The sequence below is a fragment of the Kingella sp. (in: b-proteobacteria) genome (genome assembly GCF_030527935.1).
GTDB lineage: Bacteria > Pseudomonadota > Gammaproteobacteria > Burkholderiales > Neisseriaceae > Kingella_B.
Genome location: NZ_JAUMZV010000006.1, coordinates 36,601 through 57,307, shown reverse-complemented (window position 1 = coordinate 57,307; position 20,707 = coordinate 36,601). Strand labels below are relative to the sequence as shown.

Sequence of the window (20,707 nt, the reverse complement as noted above, 5' to 3'; positions counted from 1 at the left end):
TTTCAAAATACAGACGCTCGCAGGCGTTCAGCTAAAAGGCATTCTTATGGATGCTCAAAAGAAGTTTAGATTTTGATGTTTCAGGCTGCCTGAAAGTGATTGAATTGCTTGCAGCGTGGGCACTTTACGGCAAGGCGATATTTGCCTGCGATTTCGCCCAGTTTGCGGCGGCATGATTGACAGCGCAATTCGGTTGATGTGTGTTCTGTTTTCTCGTTTGTATTCATTGTGCAGATTCCTGTGTTTTGGTTTACAATCCGCCCGCCCTCGAGGGCTACGGCGGCTAATGCAGGGACTATCTGCTTTGGCAAGGGGGCGTGGGTGTGTTCCTAGCGCACCCACGTTCCTGCCGTACTTTTTTAGCATTCCCCCGTTTTTTAACGGGGGTTTTCTATTTTTTGCACACCGCGCCTATATTCAAAACGCCGTCCGAAAGGCAGTGAGCAAGTCGGCTCGGGCTAAACCTTTCAGGCTGCCCCAGCCCTAATGCCTTAGCGCACCACTCCGAGCAAAACCACCGCTGCGTTGCTTGGCGTATCGGCAACACCACGCCCAACGCGCCCAAATAATCATATTTCGCCCCTTGCGTGGCTTGATACAAAGCCCAAACTTTCTCATGCGCCTCCACATCGCGGATTTCCAGCAAATCCCATTTATCAGCAGGCAACAGCATTCGTTTACTGCGCACCCCGCCATCGCGTGCGCTGGCAGAATAGCAATGATAGGTATCGGTAAAATCATGCTTCACTGCAATTTCGCAATGCGAATACTGCCCGCGCGTAGCGGTTCGCACCGTCCAATCCATCAGCCGTTTTCGCCCTTTATACAAAGCCAAATAAACCCGCGTCATCGCCTAACCTCCCATTTCAGGCAGCCTGAAAGCAAGCTCAATCGCCGCCAAATCATCCTGCGTTTTGGCGCGCTCAATCCGCACCTGCAACGCCTGCCGCTGCCCCGCCACGCCCGCTGCCAGCGTTTCATATTGCTGCGTCTTGCGCAACGCCGCGCGAATCAGCGTGATGCGGTCAATGCCGCGATGCTTGGCGATGCCGTCTAACACAGGCGTAGGCGCGTTGTCGTCCTCCGCCCAAGCCCGCGCTTCCGCGCCCTGCATCGCCCACGTTTCCTGCTCAAAGGCGGGGACAATATCGGTTTTGGCGTACTTATCCACAAACGCCTGCGCTGCGTCGGCAAGTTCCGCCAGTTTTGCCGCTTGGGCAGCTTGAAACGCCGTTTTTTCCGCTTCGGCTTGTTTGGCTGTATCCAACACCCATGTTTTGCCATTCCATGTATGGGCAGGCGATGGGCGCGGGATAATGGATAAATCCGCGCCAATGTGCGCCCCTGTGTTCAGCGCATCCAGCAAGGCTCGATGTTGCTGCGCATCAATTGCCTGCGCGTCCTCGGGTATCTGCGCCGCGCTGTGGATTTGGTCGTCAAAAAACGCCTGCGCGCTGTGCGAGTAATAAATCATGGTTAATCTCCCGTAAAAACATCAATGTCCGATGGCAAACCAAAACAATTCCTGCTCGCCAAACGTGCCGTTTTCCGAAAATCCCACATGGATGGAGCTGTTTTCCAGCCAAGCCACATGCGCCGATGCTACGTTATTGCCCTGCACCGCGCCGCCGATGGAAATGGTCGCCTGCGCGTTAAGGTTGGCGTTGGGAAAGGAGATGGGCATCCATACCCTGTAAAAACCGTCGCCCTGCACCTTTAATCTGCCCCATTGCAGTATCAGCCCGCCCGGCAAACGCTGATAGCCGTTTTGCCCGAACGAATTGCTAGCAAAATGCCCGTCAAACACAAAATCGCCCAAATCCGTGCTGTCTACCGTGGCTTTCAGGCGGTCGCCGCTCCAACCAATCTTTACCTGATGCCCTGCGTTTTGGCGGTGCCCTACGCCGCTGCGCACAAAGCCCTCGTGCAGCCAGCCATACGCCCTAGTCCATACCGAGTTGTCATAAACGCTCATGCCGTGGGTGCGGCGGTCGACGTTGGTCGCGCCCGGCGGCGTAACCGAAAAGCGCAGGCTGTACTGCCCGTTGCCGTCCGACACCACCTGCATCCCGCCGCGCGGCACGTTGCCCACATAAGCGTCAAAAAAGATGTTTTTGCCCTCGGTAGGCTGGTTGGCGATAAAGCCCACCCAATCGTTGGCGTACTCGACTTTAATCGGTGCGCCCGAATTAAGCCCCTGTGCAAAATCTTTATAACCCGTAATGGTCTGGTTAGTGGATAAAGTAACGCCGCTGTTGCCGTCCAGCTTGCTCTCGGCAAGCACCTTGCCCTGCGCGGCGGATAAAGCGGCGGTGGTATCATTGCTGTTGAGCGCGTCGATGAGCCTAACCACGCCTGCCAGCGTGTCGGTGGCGCGCTCAATCTTATGCGTATGCCCTGTTGCACCATTCGCTGCTTGGTTCTCGGTATCGCCTGAAAGCGTGGCGGGGTTGGTGGCATCGTTCATCAGTTTTTTCAGGGCGGCCAGCATTTGATTGCGTTGCGCCTTGTTGGGGGTTAAGCCGCCTGCGCGCACCACTTCCATCATCTCGGCTTGCACTTGGTTTAACCACCACGCCGGCAAAATGGTGCCCAGCTCGGTGGTGCCGTTGCCATCGTGAAATTCGTTGTCTTGGGTTTCTATCGGAAACATGGTCTATCCTTTGAGGTTTATCCTTTGGTTTGGGAATGATTGTCTTAGCCCACATAGGCAAAGCGCACAAAGCTGTGGGCAGGCTTTAAATCTTGGAACACGCTTTCAATCACGCTGTCGCTGAAACTGCTTAACCGCTCGCCTGCGGTGCTGCCACCTGCGCGGAAATAAAACACCGTTTGGTTTTGCGCTTGCACATTCACCACCCACACCCACATAATTTCTTCGGGTGCGAGCCGCTCGCCTGCGCGGTTGATGCCCACGCGAAACGGCTGCGGTTCGTCTATGCTGATGGTGTAGCCCGCGCTTTGGGCAAGCTGGATAAAATAGGGAATGCTCAAACCGCCCACTGCGTTGATTTTGAGCAACACGGCGGAAAGCCGCGCGGCATAAGGCTTGCCCATGTTGGCATCTTCCAAGCCCAACACGCGCTCCCAGTCCGCCAGCATCGCGCCTGCCGTATCGGGCAAACACGCGCCTGCCACCGCTTGTGCGCTGCGTGCCACCCCATCCAACACCTGCGCATCAATCTGCGCCTGCTGTCGCACCCGCGCCCCACCCCGCGCATAAGACACAGGCGGCAGCAAGCCCAGCAACACTTCCTGATAATTCATGCCATCCGCTCCATGTTCAGGCTGCCCAATTTAAACCATTCAATCTTGTTCACCGTGTCGGCGGTCAAATTGGCACGCGGTGCCAGCAACACCCTATCCACCACCCCCGCAGCATTGCTGATTACCGCTTCCAATTGCGACACCACCACGTCGTCGGCGGGTATCAGCGCGTCAAAATAAGCGGCCAAGGCAGCCTGAATTTCGCGCTGCGCCGCCGCCCAATCCGCGCCAGCTAGCTTAACCCGCACGCGCACATCCACCCGCGTAATATCAGGCGCAAGCACGCGCACATTTTTGGCGGTAACAGGGCGCACCGCATCAATATAGTTTTGCACCGCCGCCAAGGTTTCCGCGCTGGGCAATTGATTGGCTGATGTAATCGCCACATCCACCGTGCCCAAGCCGCGCCGCAGCGGGTAAACATAGGCGCTGGATACGCCATCCACACTTAACGCCCAGTTTTTATAATCGTGCCGATTACCACCTGCGGGCGGACGGCGGATGCGCTCCAACAAGCGCGACAACAGCGAAGCATCGTTTTCCGCATCCGTGCCGCCTGTCGCCGATAGCATCACATCGCTGCTGATGCCTGCGCTGGCTGCCATCAATTGCCCTGCGGTGGTGTCGCAATTGCCCTGCTCGCCCGCTTCGCTTGCCACAATCGGCACGCGAGCGCTTAAACTGCCGTCAATCACCGCATCGGCGCGGGTAGTATAAAAACGGTTGCCCAGCTTAATCTGCGCCCCTGCCGCCAGCCTTGCCCCTGCTGTGCCCGCCAGTGTTGCCGTGCCGCCTGCGCGGGTTGCCGCACGGCGCGTAATCCCGCGCAATGCCGCGTGTCGCTCCAAATAATCGGTGTCTGCCGTGTCGGGGAAGATTTGCCGCGTTATCCACGTTTGATGCGCGTATTGCCCTGCGGCGCAGGATGCCAAGCGCGATGCGTGCACATAATGGTCGCTATCGGCGCTGATGTCGGCATCGGGTATCAGCGATTGTGTGTCGCGCAAAATCGCCGCGCGTATGGTGTCAAAATCAGGGGGTGTAAACATGGGTTTAATCGGGGTTTAATAAGGGATTAAAAGGATGTTTCAGGCTGCCGCCATCACACAATCGGCACGCGGTGGTCATAATCAAAGCCGCCCTGCGCTGTTTCCACGCGAATGCGCAGCAGCAGCCAGCCATTGTGCGGCTGCGTGGCGGTTACGCTGATTTGTTGCGCTCGCCCATCATCCACCATCGGCTGCAAGGCTTCCATCGCATACTGCTCTGCCAGCAACCCCACCCGCGCCACATCTTTTTCCCGCTGCAAAAGGTGCAATAGCGAGCCGATGCTTTTATCCGCCCACCATGTGCCCAGCGGCGTGCGCAGGCGGATATACACCGCGTTTTGCAGGTTTTTAACGGCGCGCCCTGTGTAATCGCCTGTTAAAGGGTTGAGTTCTTTATCCATGCTGGCATCATACGGCGCGGCAAACGGGGGCAGGCAGGCGCATGGCTTCGCCCCAAAAAAAGGCAGCCTGAAAACGAATAAACCGTTTCAGGCTGCCTCTGTTTGTTTCAGTCCATGCGCTATTGCGCCGCTCCCGTTGTGCCCCCACTGTCGCCCGGATGCGTGTGTTGTTGCGTGGAAATATTGCCCGCCACCACATCGCCCGTGGTTTTCAGGCTGCCGCTGATGCGTGCCGCTGTTCCGCCTTCGCCGCCCGAAATGGCTAAACCGTTTTGCCCTGTGATTTGCCCTTTTGCCAACACCTGCGCGCTCGCTTCCACCAGCGGGCTATCAATCCGCACCTTTTGGCTGGCGCGAATCACCAAATTATCGCAATCCATCTCAATCAGCCGCCCCTGCTTCAATACAATGCTGCTGCCCGATTGGTCATACACCGCCACCTCGCCGCCTTGCAGATTTTTCACCCGAAAGCTGCCATGCTCGCTGGCAATCACAATGCCATGCGTGGTATCGCCGCCCAAAGGCAACACAATCATCTCGCTGCCCGCGGGCGCATGACTGGTAAAGCCAAATTGCTGTAATTGCTCCACATCTTGCAGCGTTTCATCAGCCAAGCCCTGTACCTGCACCCGCTGAATCGGCTCGCCCGATTGAGTTGCCGCCACCTTGCCGCGAAATGCCTGCCGAATCCCATCTTGCACGCCCCGCGCCACCTGCGCGGTGCGCTTTGCCAATTTTGCCAAACTCATTTGCTTTTCAACTCCTCGCCCTTATTCTTGCCCCGCGCCGTTTTGCGTTTGCCCTTGCGTTTACGCGCCCGCTCCGCTTTTTGCGCATAGGCATCAGGTGTCCACACCCCATCTTCTTTTAGCCGCAGCTCCGTTTGCGTGCCACCCATGCGGCTGAGCATCAATCGCCGCCCCATCACAAAGAAAATCGCATCAATGCCTTCTTCCTCGTCAATCAAATGCACGCGCTGCCCAGCCGCCCACAGCACCCCCGCCGCCGTTTTGTGGTCGCCCACGGTAACCGTAATCGTCAAGCCTTCCAGCTTCCAATCGGAAAGCTGCTTCTTCGCCTGCCGTTTCAAGGCTTCCAAATTATCCGCGTCCGCCACCACCACCGTTTTGGGCTTGTGTAAAGGCATAGACGGGTCTTGCCACACCCACTTTAAATCATGCTTCGCCGCATTGCCGCTTCTGCCATGCGATTGCGCCAAAAAGGTTACTTCCGAAAAGCGGTTGTCCACATCGCGCTCAATATTGATGCGCTCCACATTGCGGCGGTTATCATTTCTGCTCCAACACAAGGTCGCCACAGGCTCAGACGAATAATCCGCCCCGCCCACCGCCAGCGTGCCATCCGCTTCCAGCCACACATGCAAGCCCACCGAGTTCGTCACATGGCTTAACGCCTGCCACGCGCTTTCGCTCGGTTCAATATCCACCTTATCCAGCGTGGGGTTGTTTTCCGCTTTTAATACCACGCGGGGCAGATATTGCCTCCACGGCGCAACCAGCTTTTGCACTGCCGCCAGCACCGTCATGCCTTTTACATTCACTTGCGGCGCAGAACAATCCACCAGCAAGCAAGCCAAATCGCGCCCTGTTAAGCGCAGGCTGCGGCTGCCCTTATCTTTCTCATCGCGCTGGTTGCCGATAATGCCTGTGAGCACCGTTTCGCCGTTAATCACCACTTCGCAGCGTTGCCCTGTTAAATCGGGGATTTGCCCCTGTGTTGCCGCCACGCCCAGCTCAAAGTCAAAACCATCGGCAGGGATTAAAAAATCGCTGTCAATATCGTAGCTTTGCCATGTGCGATGCTCCATGCCGCCAATGCGCAGCACAATTTGGTTGTCATACAAATTATTGGGCGTAGCCATTCATGATTTCTCCTGTTTGGATAAAGCAAGGATGGCGCAGCTGCGGATTAAGCCGTATCAATTCATCCGCGCGATTAATCTCGCCATACCAAGCAAACGCCAATTGATGCACCGTACCGCTTAACGGCGCAGGGCGCGCAATCAACGGCGGTTTTTGGTTCAGCACGGCAATCGCCAGCAGGTTTAAATGCGCCACCGCATCGCGCAGCGTTTCCACCACGGCATACACCGCATCATAAGCCTGCGCCTTGTCGGGCATCGCCGCCAGCGTGGCGCGCAAGCGGGCAATTTCCGCCGCCGTGCGATGCCGCACCGCGCGGTTGATGTGCCACACATCGGGCGCGCTCATGCGCTCGCCATCGTGTTCCAACAGCAACAAGGCAGCCTGAAATATCGTCTCCAGCGCCATCAAGCGCAACACTTGCCCCACTTGCGCCCGCTCTGCCCAATCGCTGCCACGGCGTGTGTTGCTGTTTGCAGCCACTGCCATGCGCTGCTCCACCGTCGCCACCGCATCCGCCGCGCGCAGCAGCGCATCAAAACGGCTTTTCGCGCTGCGCACATCCGCCGTGTACACCGCGCCATCTGCGCCAATCGCGGCAGCCTGAAACAATCTCGCCTGCACCATGCTGTGCATCTCGCGCCACAGCCTTTTACTGCCTGCGCCATCGCCCGCGCCGCCGCTCTCGTGCCCGCCTAATCCCAAGCTCCCTACATCAAACAAATCGCGCAACGCCGCCCACGCACCCCTTGCCGCGCTGGCAAAGCCAAACGCGCTGCCGATTAGCGCGCCGACGCTTTGTTTTGCCATGGTGAGCGCATCAATCCAGCCTTCCAATGCCGCGCGGTAAGCATCAATCCGCGCGATTAGGCGTTCAATCGCCATCAAAAAGGCGTTTTCAAACACAAAAATCTTTTGCGGCTCGCCGCTTTCGCGAAACGTGATGCTCAACGTGGCATAGTCCACATTGTCTGCGTCGTGGTGAAAGTGCCAGCTCGCTGCCATCATGTTTTGCAGCCGCCCCCAAACAGGATGCACCAACACCCCCGCACCGCGTTCCATCAACGCTTCCACCAGCGCATTCAAGCGGCTATGGTAGCCCTTGCCCCAAAACACCGCTTCCACTTGCACCTGCCGCCCCGTGCTGCCCATGTCTTCCAGCCACACGCCATCGGTAAATGGGCGCGCGTGTTCCACCAACGCCTTGCCGTCTTGCTCATCCAGCGCCACCACATCAAAGCGCACATCGCGAAACGACGCATCCTGCAACACCGTGTGCCACATACTCATTGCCCAGCTCCTCGGTTAAACATATTCACCTGATGGCGCGACACGTTTTCCGCAATCAAACGCCCATCCAGCTGCACATGCACATTGTTTTGAATGGTTTGGTTCAACCCGCCCAGTGTGCCGTTAATCGCATCCAGCTTGCCGCCCACCGCCGCCGTATCTGCTGCTAAGGCAGCCTGAAAGCTCGCGGTTTGCGCCTGCGTGGCGGTTTGATACGCCGCCGTTTGCTGTGTAATGATGGGGGCGAGCTTTTCCGCAGGGGCATTATGTGGAGCAGATGCGGCGGGGAGAGATGGTCCAAATGGGACAACATTCTGTCTTTGCGGGCGTCGCCACCACGCCTGCATTTTGTCTCGCTCGCGCCGATGTTCTGCCATCTTCGCCAACATTTCGCTCTCACCCTCATTCAGCTTGCCTGAATGCAACAATAAGCCCAGCCCACCCAGCGCACGTGGGTTGTTTACCATCACATTCACCACACCCCTGCCCGCATTGCCCAGCCAACTGCCTGCGCTCCGTACCGCGCCGCCGATTGCCTGTCCTGCCCTGCCTGCCGCCGATGCCGCCTGCGCCCCGCGTGTCGCAAACCAGCCACCTACACCCCGCGCCGCACCACCTATTGCCCGCCCCGCGCTGCCCACCGCGCTCGCCGCCTGCGCGCCCCGCGCCGCAAACCAACCGCCCACGCTTGCCGCCGCCCCGCGTAGCCAGCCGCCCATGCGTCCCATCGCCCCACCTGCACCGCCGCCCCCACCGCGCCCCAGCATCGCCATCGCCCCCTGCGCCAATGCTGCCGCGCTCGCTGCCGCTGCCAATGCCTTTAACGCCTCGGTGGCAACAGGAAACTGCGCCGTCAGCTGCGCCAGCTTGGTTTCGCCATCGGCAACTGTGGCAAAAAACTGCGAGCTTTGCAGGCTCAATTCTTTTTCCGCCTGCGCCTTTTCCTGCTTCGCTGCCTCGCCCAACGCCATAAATTGATTTTTGCCACCGATCACATCGGTTTTATTGCCCATCAAGCCATCAAAATATTGCCGCATCTGCTCGGCATCCAGCATGGCATTCAAGCCCGCACGCGCCTGCATATCAGGCATCAGTTTGCTCACCATAAACGCCTGCATGGTCGCCATTTGCTGCTGCGCCAGCTCGTCGCCCTTATCCGCCCGCGCTTTGACAGCCTGAAAGCCCTTGTCCTTGCTCAACAGTGTTTGGGCAAAATCCGCCAACACCTGCACCGCGTTTTTGCCCTGCTTTTGCCCTTCCAACACCATCTTTTGCCAATCCGCCTTGCTGCCCGATGTTTTCAGCAACTTGTCCATGCGTTTGGTGGTATCTGCCGATAGCGTTTTTTGCAACACGTTTTTCACGTTATTTGCCGCTTCGTCGGGCGTGCCCGCCTTATTGGATGCCGATTGCAACGCCGACAGCAAATAAGCCAGCCCCGCCTCGCCGCTAAACCCCGCCGCCTTAGCATCGGGCAGCAGCGATGGCAAATCGCGCACCATATTGGCAATCTCAAACGTACCCTGCATGCCCGATTGCGCCGCCATTTGCGAAGCGCGCGCCACATCCAGCCCGTTATCAGCAAAGGTTTTCGCCAGCTTTGCCGCTGCCGCGCCATCGTATTGCCCGTTTTCGCCTGCCGCGCGTGCCATGGCGTGCGTTGCCGCTGCGTTTTTTTGCACATCCGCCCAGTTCATGCCGTTAGCCAGCATCCCCGATAGCGTATCCAATGCCAAATCGCTGCTGCCGCCGTTTTGTTGCACCAACGCCAGCGCAAGGGCTTTGGTTTGCGCCATGCCCTGTGCTTGCAGCCAAGCCGTATCCGCGCCGCGCGTTTCGCCATGCGCTGCCCAAGTAACCTCGCGCAGGCGCATATCCAACGCCTTATAACGTTCCACCTCGGGGCGCACCGCCGCATAAGCCGCCACGCTGCCCGCCGCCGCCGATGCAGCGCCGCGCCCGATTGCCCCCATTCGGCTGCGCCAGCCGCCCGCTCCCTGCCGCAGCTCATCGTTTAACTCGCGGATGCGGTTGCGCGTAGCCGTTGCCGCGCGCGCCAAATCGTTGTGCGAAGCGCGCCCGCTGCGGGCAAGGCGGTTATAGGCGGCTTGGGTTTGGGCAATCTCGCGGCGAATCTCGCGTTCGGCGCGCACGCCCGCGATTTCATAAGGGCGATTGGCGCGGTTGCGGGCAGCTTGCGCCCTGTTAAGCCGCGCCAATTCCTCTTGCGTTTGTTGTAATAAGCGTCTTGCCCCTCCATCGCGCCCCGTCAGCGATAGCACCAAATTCATGTCGCCACTTGCCATAAAAAATAGCCTTTAAACTTAAATTAACTCATGGTTAATTATCGTTTAAAGGCTAGATAGGGATAGATGGTAAAGGCTTCGCCCCGTGTATCCAAGGGCTGGCTACGCGCTAGGTTTTGGCAGCCGCCGCGACACAATCACTTCGCCGCCTGTGGGGCTGTGAATGCCCATGCTGGCGAGCAAATCTTGCAGCCATGCGGTCAGCTCGGCGTGGCACATGGCGCGCACGTCCGCCGCACCCAGCCCCGCGCGTGCCAGCATAATCACCGCTTGGCGGTATTGCTGATGGGCGGTTTGGCTGCTGCGCGGGGTGTTCAGGCTGCCGCTGCGGGGGGCGCGGGGGCTTCCGTAGCGGCGGTGGATTTTGAGCGCAGGGTTTCCATTTCGTCCACCAATTGGCTGTAATCCGCGCCGCTCAAATGGTTGAGCAGATAATCGGCGGTGATGATGTCTTGCGGGATGCCGTCAATGGATAATTGCTGCGCCCAATAAATCAGCGTCTCTTGCACCGCGCGGCGCGATTGCTGCGCTTCGCTGGCGTGTTCAGGCAGCGCGGGTAGGGCATCAATTTCCTCCATAGCGTTCAATTCGCCGCCGATGGTCAGCGGCTTTAAGGCAGCCTGAAAATGGGTCTCGCCGTTGTATTCCAAGCCATATTGCAGGGTAAAACTGTGTTTCATGGATTATCCTTACTCTACAATTTTATGCAGCGCAATCAATTCAATATCAATGCGCGCTTCGTTGTCTGCTTCGTATTGCTCGCTGATTTCGGTGCTGAAACAATCCAAATACGACACGCGCTTGTCTTCCTTGTTGATGGGGTAAATGGTGATTTTGGCGCGGGTGATGTTGCCCCAATCAATCTCTGTGCCGTCAATCGGAATGGCGGCGGTCGCGCTCAATTTATGCTCGGTGATACCGTCGGCATAGCCCATCACGCGCCCTTGGCGGTTCATGGTTTTCACGGGCTTGCGCCCTGTGGTGGTTTGCGGTTTCAGGCTGATGATTTCCACATCGCGCCCGTTCACTTCCATAATAATCGCGCCGGCATAGATGGCATCGCTCATGGTGTTGTCCTTGTGTTGGGTGTTGATGATGGGGCGCGTTGGTCTTGCCGCGCCCTGTTTGGGTATATCAAGCGGTTTTCAGGCTGCCTTATAGGATTAAATCAATCCGCCCTGCGAATACATGCAAGCCGTTCACCACATCGGCAGGGATGGCAGCATTCACGCGGTTGGCATCTTGCAAGCTACGGCTCACCACCAGCTTGCCCTTGTTTGCTTCGGCGTTTTCAATAATCTCGGCTTGTTCCAGCTTTAACAGCACATCCAAAATCTCGCTTTTTACCTTGGGCAGCAAACGGTCGCTCAACTTGTCGCGCGGAAAGCGCAAGGCGATGCGCTCTTTAATCGCGCGGCGCGTGTAATCCAGCGTGCGGATGGTGGTGATGTCCAACAGCGCAGGGTCGTCCACATTTGCCGCCGATTTGGTGTAGGTAGATACCGCCCGCATAATCTGCACCTTGCCCGCCACCACCGTTAGCGGTGTTAAGCCGTTATACAGCGCGTTGTTGCATTCGTTAAACAGCGGCCATTGCGCATCGGGCGTAATGTCCAGTCCTTTGATTTCCAGCGTGTTCAACGGGCGGGCGGGGTCTTCCTCAAACGCCAGCACCGCCGCATAGCCCGCTGCAATAATGCCGCACGCTTCGGCTGCGCCCTTATACCAAGCGCAGGTAATGCGCCCATCATTAAGCTGGGCGGTTAAAGCTGTGCCTTGCGGCATGGTGCCGCGCTGGGCAATCACGCCAATGCAGCCGCGCTGCTCAATGGCGTTGGATACTTGGGTAATGTGTTGGCTCAACGCCTTGGCGTTCGCCGCATCGCTAAACGGCGACACGATAATGTGGTAATGCTTGCCCGCCACCTTATCCAGCGCGGCGGCAATATCGGCATTTTGTGCGCCATTTGTCATAGCCGTAATGCTGCCTGAAAAGCCGCTTGTGCCCATATCGCAGGCAAGGCTGATTTCGTTGCCGATTGCGCCCTTGCTGCGGGCGGTTAATTTCAGGCTGCCTTGCTCGGCAGTTGCCGATACAGGCAGGGCAGCAGCATTCACCGCCGCCGCCAGTTTTTCCACCGCCTCCGCCGCGCTTTGGTTGGCAGACACCGCCACCGCAACCGCCACGCCGCCGATGGTGATGCTGATGCTGGCGGCAGTTTGTGCCGTGCCGTCTATTTTCAGGCTGCCTGTTGCGGCTACGCCAGCGCTGTGGTCGGGCAAGCCGATCACGGTCAAATCCAAATACGCATTGTTTTTAAACGCTTGGCGCACCATCAACTGCGCCCACGAGCCGCGCCCAAACAAATCGCCCGCTTGCGCATCGCTAAACAATTGCACAGGGGTTAATGGCTCTTGGCTGCCGCTTGCCAACATCGGTGCCAGCAGCAGCACCGATTGCGGGTTTTGCGGCAAGCCTTGCACCGCATTGCGCGTGTTAAATTCAATATACTGCCCGGGCACGCGAATGCTGCCAGGGATGGTGTCAAAGCTAATGTGTTCTGCCATGGTTATTTGCCTTTCTTCGCGTTTTGGCTTTCGCCCAAACCTGCAAGCCCGTTTTCAGGCTGCTGATTGGACTGCTCGGCAGCGCTCGGCGCATCGTTGCTCAAAATCAGCAAATCGCCATCCACAATGGCGCGGCGGTAATACACATCGTCGCCATCCACTTCCACAGGCGTTTGCTCAATATATTCATGCGGGTTATGCGCCAGCGGCACACGCAAGCCCACTTCTGCTACTACCATGATTTTATTCATGCGTTTTCCTTCAAGGTAAACGGTTAATCTTGCCAAAATTGCGCCGTCAGCGGGATTTTGGCGTTTTCGGCTTGGGGGTCAAAAATCAAGCCATCCAAATATTCAAACGGCGGATAAGGCGCGCTCGTCTCGCCCTGATAGCGGGTAAACACATAATCAGGATGCGTGCTGTCGCTTTGCGGCTCGGGGAAACGGTCGTTTTCCAAAGCGCAGCGGTTCAAGCGCAGGGTATATTCCAGCGCATATACGCTCACCGCCGCCTGCTGCACCAGCGTGTGGTTGGCAATGGCGCGGATGGCTTTGGGGGTCAGCCCTCTGCTATCGGCAGCAGGCAGCCCCAGCCGTTGCCCATCCAGCAGGCGGCGCACCGCATCAATCAAATCATTGCTGCCAATCTCTTGCATCACCACGCCGCCTTGCCGCTGCGCCACTTCATTGCGCAAGCTGCGCGTGGCGCACATCACGGCAAAGGTCGCGGTGTCTTGATAACGGCTGCCGCCGCTGATGGTTTCCACCCTGCTGCCGCCATAAGTAACCCACACCGCAGGCAGGGTTTTGATTTGCGCAGCAAGGTCGTCCGCCTCGCCGTTGTAGCTTTTCACCGTGCGCACCATGCGCCCCAAGCCGCGTTGCAGCCGCAGGCAAATGGCTTGCTCAATCTGGGTGGTTATCATGTGGCATCTCGCGCAAAGATTCGGTTTTTGCTGTTGGCAAACACCACGCCGTTATCCGATGTCGCCACTTGCGCCCCGCCGCTATCCATCCCCAGCTGCACATCGCCGCGCGCCAAGGCTTTCAGCAAATCCAACACATCAATTTTGTAGCGATTGCGGATTTCGTCAGTAATCAACACGCCCGATGTGGCGGTTAAACGATAGCGGGCGATGTCGCACGCCAAGCGGCGCAAAATCGGCGGCGTTTCGGCAAACGGCTGTTTAAACCGCCCCAAATACGCGTCAATTTCCGCGCTGGCATCAGCAAGGGCAACCGCCACCACATCCGCATCAATCACGCCATCGGCATCTCGGTCGGCAATCTGCAACACTTCCAATTCCCCAAAGCGCGCCACCATGTCGCCCATATCGGCGTAAACAGCGTTATGCGCCATATTCATCCGCCGCTTTAATCCGCAAGCGCGGCTCGTTCACCATGCGCTGCCATGCTGCTTCGCCCACCGCGGCGCGCTCAATGCGCTGCCATTCGTGGTTAAACAACACGCCGCCGCGCCAGAATTCCACGCCGTCCGCGCTGCACGCCAAAATGGCTTGGCGTGGGTCGGCATCGGGGTTTTCGGGCTGCGTTGCGGTTGCTTGGGCGGCTGCTTGTTGCGCCGCCAATAGCGCAGCTTGCGCCGCATCGCGCTCGGCTGTTAAGGCAGCGTTTGCTTCGCGCAGCGCGGTGATTTCTGCCTGCAAGGCGGCATTTGCTGCGTCTTGCGGTTGCAGCGTCTCTTGCTGCGCCTGCTCGGGGCTGGTTGGGTTTTGTGCCAACGCTTCGGTCTCGTTTTCAGGCTGCGTTGGGGTTTGGGGTGTGTTTTTTGCCATAGCTTTTTCCTTATGGTTTAGGGGCGCGGCGGCTGCCGCTTCTCCGCTCGGTTTTCAGGCTGCCTGCGCCATCACGCCAAATGCACGCTCACATGCAGCTTTAAACGCCCTTTAAACGTGTTGGTGGTGCCGTTGATTTTGTCGGCTTCCAACAATTCGCGCGCAGCGTCTTCCAATTGCGGCGGCACAACCAGCAAGCTGGGTTTAATGTTCAGTGTGTAGCCGCCATCTGCCTTAATCGTCATCATCTGCGCGATGATTTTTGCCAAATTGGCGCGGTTAAGCGCGGTTTTTTCCGCCATGTGCGCCAGTTGCCACAAGCCAAAGCCCGCATTGCAACGGCGGCGGCTGCCGTATAAATACACATCCTCCATAAACACCTTGTCGGATTTGGATGGGTCAAACTTGGTTTCAAACTCGGGCGCGGTGCGCTCTTGGAAAATCAAAGGCTTCAAGGTTTTGGTGTCATCCACCACATACCAAGTCGGCGCATCGTTGTCTGTGCCCGTGGTGATGTTGCTGGTGGGGGTGTTTGCCCCCGTGCCATCGTTGTTGGCAAACACAGGGTGGTCGGAATCAAAAAAGTTCTGCCCGTCGTAGCACAGCGTGGTTTTGCCCTTGGGCAACAAGCCCCACACCAAATCATCCGCCAGCGTGGCAGCCGATTCGCCCATCGCCTGCATCATCGGGCGATACATGCCCACTTGGTCGTCTTCAATATCGGTGCGCTCCACGCCCACCGTGGCTTCAAATTTCTTGTTTTCCAAGCTCATCGCCTGTTTCGCCATCTTGCCGATTTGGCGGCTGCCCACCCATTCGCGCATTTTGGGAAACTTGCCCAGCCACGCATAAGTGTTGGTGGCAGTGCTGCTGGGGATGGTCATGGCAATCGCAGAAAAACTGGGCTCTACGCTTGCCAAGCCGTTTTGAAACTCTTTGCGAAACTGCGCGGTCAGCGCGGTCAAAATCGCGGCTTTATCCATGTGGATTTCCTTGTGTTAAAGGGTTAAAAATCTTGCGGCGGCATCGCGCCCGCTCCATGTTTTGTTTTTTCAGGCTGCCTTATCGCCGTTTAGCGTTTGAGCAAAATCGGCTTCGCTCATGCCCAGCATCTTGGCAGCGGCTTTTTGCTCCGCCGTTAAAGCGGCTACTTTATGCGCTTCGCCCGCGCCCGCTGCTTGCGTTTGCGTGTTGCCTGCCAGCGCGGCAATCGGCTGCGCCTGCTCAATAAAGCCAGTCAAAAACGCCAAGCCATTAGGCTGTTTCAAGCAACCCTCTGCCCATTCTTTTTGCGCGGGCAGCAATTTGCCCGCCGCGAGCGCAGCAGTAATCAGCTCCGCGCCCTTATCGGCATCGCGCTGGGCGGTCAGCGCAGCAATTTGCTGTTGCAATTCCTGCACCACGCTCACCGGCGCGTATTGGGTTAGGTCGGGCGTGTTGGCAGGCGTGTTTTGAGCCTGCGCCACTTGCGCCGATAAGGCGGCGATTTTTTCGTCCTTGTCAGCCAAGTCTTGAAACACCTGCGCGTTCAAGGCGGCGGTTTGGGGTTTGGCTGCCAAAAGCGCAGTTAAAGCGTCTTTCAATTGGTCTTCGTTTGCGTTTGGCAAGCCAAAAAGCTGTTGCAATAGCGTATTCATGGGGTTTTGCGTCTCCATTGGGGGTAAAAATTGCGCGCTGGCGGCGGCGAGCACCTCGTCCATGCCGTCCAAAGCGGGATAATTGGTTAAAGCCGCGTGCAAAAGTTTGCGCACATAGCCTTGCGTGTCGTAAGCAAACACCGCCGATATATAGCGGTATTCGCGGTTGGCAATCAGGCGTTGGGCGTTGTCGGTCCAATCCACCTCGGCAAACAAGCCGCGTGGGGTAAACTCCAGCCACGTCATCCAGCCCGCCGCTGGCGCAGGTTGCCCGTTGGCTTCCTTGTGCAAGGTTTGGTGTTCATAATCCACCACCAACTGCGTGCGCGCTTGATTGGCTAATGCCGCCACATCGTGCCCATTCTCCTCGGTTAAAAACCAAGCGGGCGCATCGGTCGGTCGTCCGTCAATCGCGCGAAACTCGCCATAAGGCAAAAGCTGGATGCGCTTGCCCATTTGCCCCAACACCTCAAAGCTGCAAGCGGCTAATGCCAAATGCTGATTTTTGCGTTTCATGGGTTGTCCTTTATGGGATGGCGGCATTATGAGCGCATCAAAACAAGACAAAGAGTGGCACGGTTGCGCCCCCGTTTTGCCTGATTGCGCCGCGCAAAAAAGGCAGCCTGAAAGATACTTTTCAGGCTGCCTTGGAATAACGGCGCAGCAATAGTGTTTAAAAGGCGTTTAAAACGCGCACAGATTGCGATAAAGGTGCAAGGATAGGGATAGATAGCCCAAGCGCAAAAAAACGCGCCAAACGCGCGTTTTTGGCATTATTGGGCATCATCGCACTAACTGCGCAAAATAATCCTGCACATCATCCATCAAATCCTGCTTGTCCTCATTGGTTAATTGCAAAAACGGACGCGCAGGGATATAGACTTTGCGATTACGCCCCGCCCAGCCACCAAATTGATGAATCGCCGCATAAACCATATTCGTGCCCACCAGCGCGGTATCGTTATCCGACAGCTCATCTATGCTTTGCCGCAGCGCGCCTGTGTCGTTTAGCGGAATGCCGCTGCGATATTTCAACGCCAGCCATTCAGGGCGACCGCCCTGTTTGAAATTTTGCGCCACCGCATAGCGCATCGCGCCCGCCAGCCGCCGCATCAGCAAATAGCGGTTATCGCCGCTGATGCCGCGCGATAAGCGTTCTATCTGATTTTGCACCACAAAAAGGTTGTCTATTTGGATTTCAATCATCTTGTTCCATGGGTTTAAATGGGGTTAAAATGCCAACAGCAAGGGGTAGTTTCCAAATGGTAACGGTTACGGCGCAACAGCTTGCGTTAGTATTATGTGGGTTCGAGTCCCAACGCCCCTTGTGGTGTAAGCAGGAGTTTCCTATGCTCAACCGTAAGGTCAGAGCGAGCCGCGCGTTGCGCGGTTGCGGCAAAAGGTTAGCGTTGCTACGGCAGGGCTATGATGTGGGTTCAAGTCCCACCACTGCTTACTTCAAAGCCCGATTAATTCGGGCTTTTTCATTTAAAATTTCTTACCGATAATATGGGTATAACTTCCCCATTGCATTCCCGACCTATCTACCTTTGTCCCTGTATCCAAAGCATTTAATATTAAATTTTCCCGCTGCCCATTGTTGGGATTTTTGCTGCGCTTAAATCCATTGTAATCCAATGTTAAAACTACTTTGTACAGCTTATTTTTATCATTTGGATCGGAGTAAAAATACAACAGCGCGCCTTTTTCATCATAGTAAACGGCTTCGGGCTCGCGCAAATGGTCGGCAATGTTTGCCCAAAAATCTTCGGGCAGCGTTTTACCTACGCCCACTTTCACATCCCGCAGCGCATGGCGCAATAAACTATCGGATGAAGCGATAAGCGCGTTTTCAGGCTGCCTTAAATTAGCCGCCGCCATCGCATCCAGTATGGTCAAAGGCAACGCGCCCACAAAAATAGGCTGATTGGTAGGGCGATTTTGGGTTCGCAACATTTGATAGGCTTGTGTCAAATAGTCTGACACCGCCTTTCTCAATCGCTCATCTTTTAACGCTTCCCCCACCGCCATGCTTGCCAGCCGCGGCGGCAAATCCACCGCCCGCTCCATCTGCAACTGCCCCAGCTGCGCCAAATGGCTTTTGCCCACATTGTGGTCAAAGCCCCTGTCGGGTGTGAAGCTCCTGCCATCATCCAGCGTGATGCGCGTGCGCGTGTGGCTTTGCCCCTTGCGGTTAGTGATGGTGATTTCGCTAAACTGCTCGGGCTGGCTGTGGGATACGGTTAGTCCCGAGCGCGCCACATCGCGCGGGGCTAACGCAATCACATGGCAGCGACAGCGAAAGCCATTGGGCGGGTAGAAATAATCCCAAAATGGGTCGTCAATCGGATACACCAAATCATCCAATGCCAAATGCGTTTTGCGCGTGCGCATGTCATTTATTGCGCTGTATTGCAAATAGGGGCGGGCATCTTTGTTCTCTTGCAGCTTTTGCCAAAGGCTCGCCATGCGGGCGTTGGTCATTTGGGTTTGAAAAATGGTTTGCAAACGGTGGCGCGTTAAGCCCGTGCCCACCACTTCGCCCGTGCTTTGTTGCACCATATCGCCTGCTTTATCCAAAGCCAGCCCACGCTCGCGCAGCATCGTCAGCATATTTTTGCGCCATGTGGCAAAGGGTGTGCCCTCCGCCGCGCTTTGGCGCAAGCTGTTCAATAAATCGCCCACAATCTCTTGTTGATAAATCCCCGCAATGCTGCGCGCCTTGGTCGCCGCTTGGGCAACGGCTTCGCTGGCGTTGGCGGGTAAGGGCAGGTTTAGGCTATCAAAATAGCGCAATGCGCCCTCGGGCGGCAGGTTTAGGGCTAGGGAAAGATTGGGTTGCATGGTTGTGTTTCATTCAAAAAAGGGTTTCAGGCTGCCTAGGAGTAAAAGATTACGGCTGCGCGCGCCCCCACAAATCCGCCACAAACAGCACCCGCGTTAAAGCCTCCTGCAAGCGGCGTGTGTCCAGCGTGGGATAGGCAGCGATTAAGCGAGTTTCCACTTCCTCATAATCCTCGCCCTCTGCCAGTGCGCGCCCCAAATCTTGCAACATCGGCTCAAGCTGGGCAGCAAACGCCGCATCGCGCAAATAATCTTCCACGCCGTTTTCAAACGCCACATCCCAAGCGGGGGCAATTTGCCCATGTGCATTCAGGGCAACATGGCGGTAGTTCAATGCAGCAGGCGGTTTGTTGTTTTCAGGCTGCTTTGGCGCGTCTTTCGCGCCTTTTTTGTCATCTGATGCCCGCCCCAGCAGCATCTCGCCATCCAGTGCATCAGGAATCGCCAGCTTGTCCCGCGCCCAGCGTTCAGGAATTTGCACGCCCACATCCACCAATTTCGGCAACGCCTCGGCAATCGCCGCCAAATCCGCCGCTTCGCGCGTGTCAAATTCAAACTGCGGCAGGCGGGTATCTTCGCCGATGGCAAAATTCACCCGCAAAAAGGGTTCTAAAATCTGCCGGTTAATCGTTTGCGCCAAACGCCGCGCATCGGCCACCAGCAAATCATGGCGCACTTCGTTGTGAATCTGCCCCAGCGCGTTGGTGCTGGCTTTGCCATCCGCCCCGCTGGTTAGGGTTTGCCCCAAAATCAGCCGCGTGGCGGATTTTTCGCACCATTCAATCATGGTCATAAACGGGTTATTGCCCGCCGTTGTGCCCGATGCCGCTTGGTGCAGCTCAATCATCATGCCCTCGGGCATAATGCCCGCCGCGTTGTGCCCGATTTCGGCAACGGCGCGCAGCAAGGTTTGTTTTTCCTTTTCGGTCGCGCCCGCGCCATATTTGCCGATGCGAATCGGCATGCCGTAAAGCTCCAAAAACTCGGCAAAATCGTGCGCCGAATAGTGCTTAAACATATACAACCAAGCTAGCGTGCGAAACAGCCCGCCCCGCGCCGCCTGCACGCTGCGGTTTTTATGCCGATGCACCACCCAGCCCATCGCCCACAACGGCTCGCCTGTTGGATGGTCGGGGGTTTTGAGCAGCAAGTTGTCGTGGTTGTCCCAGCGAAACCAGCTTTGCGGGGTGGGAGTAAACCGCGCGGGACAATTCAGGCTGCCTTGCAGCTGCCATGCAATTTCCAGCGCGGCAAAGCCATGCCCCACCGCGTCCATCAAATCCATCAGCAAATCGTCCATGTGCGCAAGGTTGTCAAAATAGCTTTGCGCCGCCTCGGCAAGCTGCTGCTCGGCAGGGTTCGCCCCGCGCGGCTCGGTAACACGCCAGTCCAGCCCCAGCACTGCCATCTTGCGCGTGGCAAGCGCGGCGGCAATCGCGCTGTCGCGCTCTTCCATGTCGGCAAACAATTCATGCTGCGCCTGAATGTCGTTGCCCTTGGCATCCTCAAACAGCGCACGCAGCTTGGCAGGCGTGATAAAGGTGGCGGGGTGCTCGCTAATCACGCGCCCATTGGCGGTAATCCGCGCTTCTTGCGTTTGCCGCTGCGCTTCTGGGGTGGGCTGTTGCGCGGGGGTTTTGGGGTTAAATTTCGCTTTTTTTGCCATG

25 protein-coding genes and 1 pseudogene are annotated in these 20,707 nt (G+C 57.0%); 1 reads left to right on the top strand and 25 read right to left on the bottom strand.

Annotation, left to right across the window (positions count from 1 at the left end):
- Positions 1-80: 80 nt before the first annotated feature.
- The 22 genes and pseudogenes from Q4A85_RS03285 to Q4A85_RS03180 form a co-directional block, all read right to left on the bottom strand.
- Complete coding sequence (locus Q4A85_RS03285) at positions 81-227, bottom strand: Com family DNA-binding transcriptional regulator (RefSeq protein ID WP_303107734.1); 147 nt, start codon at positions 225-227, stop codon at positions 81-83.
- Between the two features lie 164 nt (positions 228-391).
- Entirely contained in the window at positions 392-850 is a 459-nt protein-coding gene (locus tag Q4A85_RS03280; protein ID WP_303107733.1) for a hypothetical protein, read from the bottom strand.
- Positions 851-853: 3 nt separating this feature from the next.
- Complete coding sequence (locus Q4A85_RS03275) at positions 854-1,474, bottom strand: phage tail protein (protein ID WP_303107732.1); 621 nt, start codon at positions 1,472-1,474, stop codon at positions 854-856.
- A gap of 993 nt (positions 1,475-2,467) precedes the next feature.
- Positions 2,468-2,653: pseudogene (locus Q4A85_RS13215) on the bottom strand (hypothetical protein); the annotation flags it as partial.
- 44 nt (positions 2,654-2,697) lie between these two features.
- Positions 2,698-3,267, bottom strand: coding sequence for a YmfQ family protein (locus tag Q4A85_RS03265; protein WP_303107730.1), 570 nt, complete (start codon positions 3,265-3,267; stop codon positions 2,698-2,700).
- Entirely contained in the window at positions 3,264-4,316 is a 1,053-nt protein-coding gene (locus Q4A85_RS03260) for a baseplate J/gp47 family protein (RefSeq protein ID WP_303107729.1), read from the bottom strand. Before Q4A85_RS03260 ends, Q4A85_RS03265 begins: the two co-directional genes overlap by 4 nt.
- A 53-nt stretch (positions 4,317-4,369) precedes the next feature.
- Positions 4,370-4,717, bottom strand: coding sequence for a phage GP46 family protein (locus Q4A85_RS03255; RefSeq protein WP_303107728.1), 348 nt, complete (start codon positions 4,715-4,717; stop codon positions 4,370-4,372).
- A 7-nt stretch (positions 4,718-4,724) separates the two neighbouring features.
- Positions 4,725-4,865, bottom strand: coding sequence for a hypothetical protein (locus Q4A85_RS03250; protein ID WP_303107727.1), 141 nt, complete (start codon positions 4,863-4,865; stop codon positions 4,725-4,727).
- Positions 4,837-5,466 (bottom strand): phage baseplate assembly protein V, encoded by a 630-nt coding sequence (locus tag Q4A85_RS03245; protein ID WP_303107726.1) that lies wholly within the window; start codon positions 5,464-5,466, stop codon positions 4,837-4,839. The genes Q4A85_RS03250 and Q4A85_RS03245 overlap by 29 nt, the downstream gene beginning before the upstream one ends.
- Positions 5,463-6,599 (bottom strand): phage baseplate assembly protein, encoded by a 1,137-nt coding sequence (locus Q4A85_RS03240; protein ID WP_303107725.1) that lies wholly within the window; start codon positions 6,597-6,599, stop codon positions 5,463-5,465. The genes Q4A85_RS03245 and Q4A85_RS03240 overlap by 4 nt, the downstream gene beginning before the upstream one ends.
- The gene (locus tag Q4A85_RS03235) at positions 6,583-7,890 is read right to left on the bottom strand and encodes a DNA circularization protein (protein WP_303107724.1); all 1,308 of its coding nucleotides are present in this window, start codon (positions 7,888-7,890) and stop codon (positions 6,583-6,585) included. Before Q4A85_RS03235 ends, Q4A85_RS03240 begins: the two co-directional genes overlap by 17 nt.
- Positions 7,887-10,196: a phage tail tape measure protein gene (locus Q4A85_RS03230; protein ID WP_303107723.1), complete on the bottom strand. Its 2,310-nt coding sequence runs from the start codon at positions 10,194-10,196 to the stop codon at positions 7,887-7,889. The genes Q4A85_RS03235 and Q4A85_RS03230 overlap by 4 nt, the downstream gene beginning before the upstream one ends.
- A gap of 102 nt (positions 10,197-10,298) precedes the next feature.
- Positions 10,299-10,457 (bottom strand): hypothetical protein, encoded by a 159-nt coding sequence (locus Q4A85_RS03225; RefSeq protein WP_003797407.1) that lies wholly within the window; start codon positions 10,455-10,457, stop codon positions 10,299-10,301.
- Between the two features lie 53 nt (positions 10,458-10,510).
- Positions 10,511-10,876, bottom strand: a complete 366-nt coding sequence (locus tag Q4A85_RS03220) for a hypothetical protein (RefSeq protein WP_303107722.1) — start codon at positions 10,874-10,876, stop codon at positions 10,511-10,513.
- 9 nt (positions 10,877-10,885) lie between these two features.
- Positions 10,886-11,263 (bottom strand): phage tail protein, encoded by a 378-nt coding sequence (locus Q4A85_RS03215; RefSeq protein WP_303107721.1) that lies wholly within the window; start codon positions 11,261-11,263, stop codon positions 10,886-10,888.
- Positions 11,264-11,351: 88 nt separating this feature from the next.
- Positions 11,352-12,764 (bottom strand): phage tail sheath subtilisin-like domain-containing protein, encoded by a 1,413-nt coding sequence (locus Q4A85_RS03210; RefSeq protein WP_303107720.1) that lies wholly within the window; start codon positions 12,762-12,764, stop codon positions 11,352-11,354.
- Positions 12,765-12,766: 2 nt separating this feature from the next.
- A complete protein-coding gene (locus Q4A85_RS03205; protein ID WP_303107719.1) occupies positions 12,767-13,015 on the bottom strand; it encodes a DUF2635 domain-containing protein in 249 nt (82 codons plus the stop codon).
- A 23-nt stretch (positions 13,016-13,038) separates the two neighbouring features.
- Positions 13,039-13,686, bottom strand: a complete 648-nt coding sequence (locus Q4A85_RS03200) for a phage protein Gp37 (protein ID WP_200523468.1) — start codon at positions 13,684-13,686, stop codon at positions 13,039-13,041.
- Complete coding sequence (locus Q4A85_RS03195; protein ID WP_303107718.1) at positions 13,686-14,123, bottom strand: gp436 family protein; 438 nt, start codon at positions 14,121-14,123, stop codon at positions 13,686-13,688. The genes Q4A85_RS03200 and Q4A85_RS03195 overlap by 1 nt, the downstream gene beginning before the upstream one ends.
- Positions 14,113-14,559, bottom strand: coding sequence for a hypothetical protein (locus tag Q4A85_RS03190; RefSeq protein WP_303107717.1), 447 nt, complete (start codon positions 14,557-14,559; stop codon positions 14,113-14,115). The genes Q4A85_RS03195 and Q4A85_RS03190 overlap by 11 nt, the downstream gene beginning before the upstream one ends.
- A 71-nt stretch (positions 14,560-14,630) precedes the next feature.
- A complete protein-coding gene (locus tag Q4A85_RS03185) occupies positions 14,631-15,542 on the bottom strand; it encodes a Mu-like prophage major head subunit gpT family protein (RefSeq protein ID WP_303107716.1) in 912 nt (303 codons plus the stop codon).
- Between the two features lie 69 nt (positions 15,543-15,611).
- Positions 15,612-16,712 (bottom strand): phage protease, encoded by a 1,101-nt coding sequence (locus tag Q4A85_RS03180; protein ID WP_303107715.1) that lies wholly within the window; start codon positions 16,710-16,712, stop codon positions 15,612-15,614.
- A gap of 28 nt (positions 16,713-16,740) precedes the next feature.
- On the opposite strand from Q4A85_RS03180, the gene Q4A85_RS03175 reads away from it, so the two are divergent.
- The gene (locus tag Q4A85_RS03175; protein WP_303107714.1) at positions 16,741-16,866 is read left to right on the top strand and encodes a hypothetical protein; all 126 of its coding nucleotides are present in this window, start codon (positions 16,741-16,743) and stop codon (positions 16,864-16,866) included.
- Positions 16,867-16,979: 113 nt separating this feature from the next.
- Here the strand turns inward: Q4A85_RS03175 and Q4A85_RS03170 are convergent, their stop codons facing one another.
- From Q4A85_RS03170 to Q4A85_RS03160, 3 genes are all read right to left on the bottom strand, one after another.
- Positions 16,980-17,402, bottom strand: a complete 423-nt coding sequence (locus tag Q4A85_RS03170; RefSeq protein ID WP_303107713.1) for a phage virion morphogenesis protein — start codon at positions 17,400-17,402, stop codon at positions 16,980-16,982.
- A 282-nt stretch (positions 17,403-17,684) separates the two neighbouring features.
- Positions 17,685-19,040, bottom strand: coding sequence for a phage minor head protein (locus tag Q4A85_RS03165; protein ID WP_303107712.1), 1,356 nt, complete (start codon positions 19,038-19,040; stop codon positions 17,685-17,687).
- Between the two features lie 49 nt (positions 19,041-19,089).
- A complete protein-coding gene (locus tag Q4A85_RS03160; RefSeq protein WP_303107711.1) occupies positions 19,090-20,706 on the bottom strand; it encodes a DUF935 domain-containing protein in 1,617 nt (538 codons plus the stop codon).
- Position 20,707 lies beyond the last annotated feature (1 nt).